Annotated in this window: 6 protein-coding genes; all 6 read left to right on the forward strand. The window is 66.2% G+C overall.

Translation table 11 applies throughout. From position 1 onward, the window contains the following. The first annotated feature begins 68 nt into the window (after positions 1-68). From ACWEO7_RS38325 to ACWEO7_RS38350, 6 genes are read left to right on the forward strand one after another with little or no spacing between them, the layout of a single operon-like run. Positions 69-263 carry a hypothetical protein gene (locus tag ACWEO7_RS38325; RefSeq protein WP_452430616.1) on the forward strand — a complete coding sequence of 65 codons (195 nt, stop codon included), beginning with the start codon at positions 69-71 and terminating at the stop codon, positions 261-263. Further along, on the forward strand, positions 260-421 hold the full coding sequence (locus tag ACWEO7_RS38330; RefSeq protein WP_452430617.1) for a hypothetical protein: 162 nt from the start codon (positions 260-262) through the stop codon (positions 419-421). Before ACWEO7_RS38325 ends, ACWEO7_RS38330 begins: the two co-directional genes overlap by 4 nt. After that, complete coding sequence (locus ACWEO7_RS38335) at positions 418-1,047, forward strand: hypothetical protein (protein WP_452430619.1); 630 nt, start codon at positions 418-420, stop codon at positions 1,045-1,047. Before ACWEO7_RS38330 ends, ACWEO7_RS38335 begins: the two co-directional genes overlap by 4 nt. Continuing rightward, the gene (locus ACWEO7_RS38340; RefSeq protein WP_452430621.1) at positions 1,044-2,720 is read left to right on the forward strand and encodes a replication initiator; all 1,677 of its coding nucleotides are present in this window, start codon (positions 1,044-1,046) and stop codon (positions 2,718-2,720) included. The genes ACWEO7_RS38335 and ACWEO7_RS38340 overlap by 4 nt, the downstream gene beginning before the upstream one ends. A 43-nt stretch (positions 2,721-2,763) precedes the next feature. Next, on the forward strand, positions 2,764-2,967 hold the full coding sequence (locus tag ACWEO7_RS38345; RefSeq protein ID WP_449920292.1) for a helix-turn-helix transcriptional regulator: 204 nt from the start codon (positions 2,764-2,766) through the stop codon (positions 2,965-2,967). Continuing rightward, complete coding sequence (locus ACWEO7_RS38350) at positions 2,964-4,094, forward strand: tyrosine-type recombinase/integrase (protein ID WP_452430623.1); 1,131 nt, start codon at positions 2,964-2,966, stop codon at positions 4,092-4,094. Before ACWEO7_RS38345 ends, ACWEO7_RS38350 begins: the two co-directional genes overlap by 4 nt. The last annotated feature ends 46 nt before the right edge of the window (positions 4,095-4,140 follow it).

Consider the following 4,140-nt stretch of genomic DNA (forward strand, 5'->3'; position numbering starts at 1 on the left):
CCGGGGACGCCGTCTCATTTCAGTCCTCGCAGGACAAGCAACAAAAGCGTTCCCCGGAGGTCCCAGCCATGAACGAAGGTAGTGCTATCAGCAACCACCGCTACGACGACAACGTCATCGATCTGCAAGCCCGCCGCCGCTGCCGTTTGGAGCGCTCCGGGCTGGATCCGGCCGCGATCGCCGCGCACCTGCTGGCCGAGACCGGGTCTGTCCCGCTGTGGGACAACGGCGACGACTTCGACGGCGGGGATTGGGCGGCATGAGCAAGACCCGACCGGCCGCAGCACCGCAGGTGAATCCGATCGTGCAGGCCGCTTCCGACCAGGTGACCAGTCGCAAGCGGCGTCCCCGCAAGGACCTCTCCGCCCCGTGCTCGGGGCAACTGTCGCTGTTCGATTCCAAGCAAGGAGACCAGTCGTGACCACGACAACCCAGAACGGGCAGCGTGACCCGTTCGACCTGATCGGGCTGGCCGCGCTCAACCTCGTGTGGTGGGTTGTGCTCGGCGTTGGGGTGGCGGCCCAGTGGGCGGTGCTGTTCCCGATGTTCTCCATCCCGTTGGTCCTCGCGGTCGCGGCCGGCCTTTTCTGGGGACCGGTCGCGGCCCTCGTGGCGGTCGGGGTGTTCATCGCGGGGATCATCGCCTGGCGCATCCAGCGTCCGGAGATGTTCGAGCGCTGGGTTACCCGCCGGGCACGTGTCCGGCTCCTGACCTGGTTCCGCTACCGGCGGCGCTGGGCCAAGCTCATGACGGCCTGTCACCTGAGCATCGACCGCGGCGACCGGACGTTCATCCCGCGTCTGTTGTCGGCTGACATCGGTCCGGTGACTGATCGGGTGCGGGTGCGGATGCTCGACGGGCACTGCCCGGCCGACTTCGAAAACCGGGTCTCGCATCTGGCGCACGCCTTCGGCGCCCTGCACTGCCGCGCCACCATCACCGGACCCGGCACCGTCGAGTTGGCCTTCCGCCGCTCGGACTCGCTCGCCGAGACCGTCATCCTGCCGCGGGTGGACCACTGGACCAAGGGAGGGCAGGCGGCATGACCACGCCCATCAACCTGGACAACGGCAACACCGACACCGCCCCGGCCCGGCAGACCGCTGCCGAGCGTCGGGCGCTCCCAAACTTCACCGATGTCGCCATAGCTACGGCCGAGAAGTTCGGGGTGTGCGTGCGGCCGGTGACGATGCGGTCGTTCGACCCGCGGACCGGGAAGGTCGAATACGTTGCCTCGCCGTGTAAGTCCACCGTGGCGTCGGTGTGCAAGCCGTGTGCGGACAAGGCCCGCTGGCTGCGGATGACGCAATGCCGGGAGGGCTGGCACGCCGACGTCGAACCGGTCGAGGAAACCCGCGACCCGTCCGACACTCAAACCGAGTTGCTCACCGCCCGAGCGGATCTCGTGCAGCAGTACCGCCAAGCCCGCGACGACGGTGATGACGAGATGGCTGATGCCATCTGTGAGGTGGTCGGCAGTCTGGACCGCGACCTTCGGGACTCGGGGTTCCGCGGTCCCATCCCGCCGTTGGAGCCCACAGACCGCAAGCGGCGTTCCCGCTCGACCAAGCGGCGTCAGGACGTGCCGAACCTGCCGCGCAAGAAGGTCGAGCGCACCACCCTCGGGCGGGTGATCGGCGGGTACCGGTCCTCGATGATGGTCACGCTCACGATGCCGTCCTACGGGTCGATCAACCAAGACGGCGCAGTGGACAGCGAGGGCAAGCCGTGCTCGGACGGCTCACCCCGCAAGCCTGACGAGTACGACTACGCGCGGGCGGCTCGGGACATCGTGTTCTTCTCCAAGCTGGTCGACCGCTGGATTCAGAACCTGCGCCGCTGCGTCGGCTACGACGTCCAGTACTTCGCCACCGTCGAGCCACAGAAGCGCGGGGCGCCGCACCTGCACCTGCTGCTGCGTGGCGTGATCTCCCGGGAGATTCTGCGCATGGTGACCGCGGCGACCTACCACCAGGTGTGGTGGCCGCACTTCGACCCCGACAACGAGGTGTACTCCGGCGACCGCATGCCGGTGTGGGACTACCGGGCCATGACGTTCGTGGACCCCGACACTGGACAGGCGTTGACCGGCTGGGACGACGCCCTCGACGTCCTCGACGCGGTGGACGACCTGGAACCGGCCTACACGGTGCGGTTCGGCGAACGCATGGACCCCGGCCACATGAAGGGCTACATCCCCGGCCAGAAGGCCGACCGGGCGATCGGGTACGTGACCAAGTACCTCACCAAGTCGATCAGCGAAGTGCTCGAGACGGACTCGACGCGCACCGCGATCCACTACGACCGGTTGCACGCCGAGTTGCAGCACACGCCGTGTTCGCCGCGGTGCGCGGTGTGGCTGCGCTACGGCATCGTCCCGCAGGGCGCCAGCGACAAGACGATTCCCGGCCGCTGCAAGGGCAAGGCGCACCGCCGGGACACTCTCGGCCTGCCGGGTCGCCGTGTGCTGGTGTCGCGGCGCTGGTCGGGGAAGACGCTGCCGGATCACAAGGCCGATCGGGCGGAGTTCGTTCGGCAACTGCTGGCCTCGGTCGGCATCCACAAGCCGGATACCTCGCATCTGATCATCCGGCCCGTGGAGCCCGGTGACCAGTCCGCGCCACCGCGGGATCACCTGATCCTGGCCGCGATCGCCCAACGCACGAAATGGCGCGCGGAATACACCAACGCCCTGCTCGCCGCAGGAACAGCGGCATAGCAGGAACATTCGGCAATTCAGCAAGCAGCAAAGGAGGGGAGCCGTGGTGGAGAACGAAGAGTATCTGCGGGCCAAGGACTGCGAGGTCCTGACTGGTATCCCGGCGGCCACGTGGCGTTGGTGGGCGCATGTTGGTCGCGGTCCTGCCAGTTTCAAGCTCGGTGCGCGTCGCCGTGTCTGGCGTAAGTCGGTCGTCCTGGCTTGGATCGAAGAGCAGGAAGCGGCGACAGCGCGTGATGCCGCATGAGCAAGGTTCGTCGGAATCGCCGTGCGGGCGTCGAAGACTTGTGGACTAAGGATGAACGGCAGCCGGACGGCACAGTTCTGCGTGTTCCTTCCAAGCTGAATGGGAAGGGAAAGCGTTGGCGTGCAAGGTATGTCGACGGCAGGGGCGAAGAGCACACCAAGCGATTTGCTCGTAAGACTGATGCCCAGGCGTGGCTGGACGGACAGACGGCGGCGGTGGTTTCGGGTGTTCATGCGCCACCTTCGGCGGGTCGGGTGACCGTCGATGTTGTGGCTCGAGCGTGGCTGGCGAGCCATCCGTCATGGGAGAAGTCGACGCTTTCGCGGTACAAGTCCGTGGTGAAGGGGCACATTCTGCCTCGCTGGGGGAATGTCCGGCTCGCTGATCTGGTGCACGACGACATCCAAGAATGGGTCACTGAGCAGGTGAACAATGGTGCTGCCGGTGGCACCGTTCGGAAGAATCTCGGCGTGTTCTCGCAGATATGTGACCACGCGGTGATCACGCGCCGGATCGCTGTGAACCCCTGCGGCACTGTGGATCGGCCCAAGCAGCGACTTGCCAAGCGTCGGTACCTGTCAGGTGTGGAGGTCGAACGGTTGGCCGAAAACGCTGGCGGTGACTGGCTGACGGTGATGGTGCTCGCCTACTGCGGTCTGCGATTCGCCGAGTTGGCTGGGTTGCAGGTGTCGGCGGTGTCGTTGCGTCGTCGTCGCTTGCAGATCGAGCGCACCATCACCGAGGTCGACGGCGTGCTCGTGACGAAGGCACCGAAGGACCACCAGCGACGGAGCGTGCCGTTCCCGGCTTTTCTGGCTGAACCGCTGAAACAGCATCTGGCCGGTCGTCGCCCTGACGCGGAGGTCTTCACATCTCGGCGCGGTGCCGTGCTTCGTGTCCGCAATATGCGGCGCTCGTGGTGGGACAGGGCTGCGAAGGCGGCTGGGTTGGATGGGCTGACCCCTCACGAGTTGCGGCACACAGCGGCTTCGCTGGCGGTATCGCAGGGCGCGTCGGTGCTCGCGTTGCAAAGGATGCTGGGTCACGACAAGCCGAGTACCACGCTGGACTACTACGCCCTCTCTCGGGAATTGCATCAAACGGGCGAGAATCTGCTGGTTGCCTGACGGTGAGCCGGGGCGAGAAGGCCGAATTGTTGGTGTGAGAATGCCT

The sequence above is a fragment of the Nocardia sp. NPDC004260 genome (assembly GCF_053603155.1).

What these genes read in the sequence shown, in the direction of transcription:
- ACWEO7_RS38325 (WP_452430616.1), top strand. Translation starts at nt 69, where the DNA reads ATGAACGAAGGTAGTGCTATCAGCAACCACCGCTACGACGACAACGTC.
- ACWEO7_RS38330 (WP_452430617.1), top strand. Translation starts at nt 260, where the DNA reads ATGAGCAAGACCCGACCGGCCGCAGCACCGCAGGTGAATCCGATCGTG.
- ACWEO7_RS38340 (WP_452430621.1), top strand. Translation starts at nt 1,044, where the DNA reads ATGACCACGCCCATCAACCTGGACAACGGCAACACCGACACCGCCCCG.
- ACWEO7_RS38350 (WP_452430623.1), top strand. Translation starts at nt 2,964, where the DNA reads ATGAGCAAGGTTCGTCGGAATCGCCGTGCGGGCGTCGAAGACTTGTGG.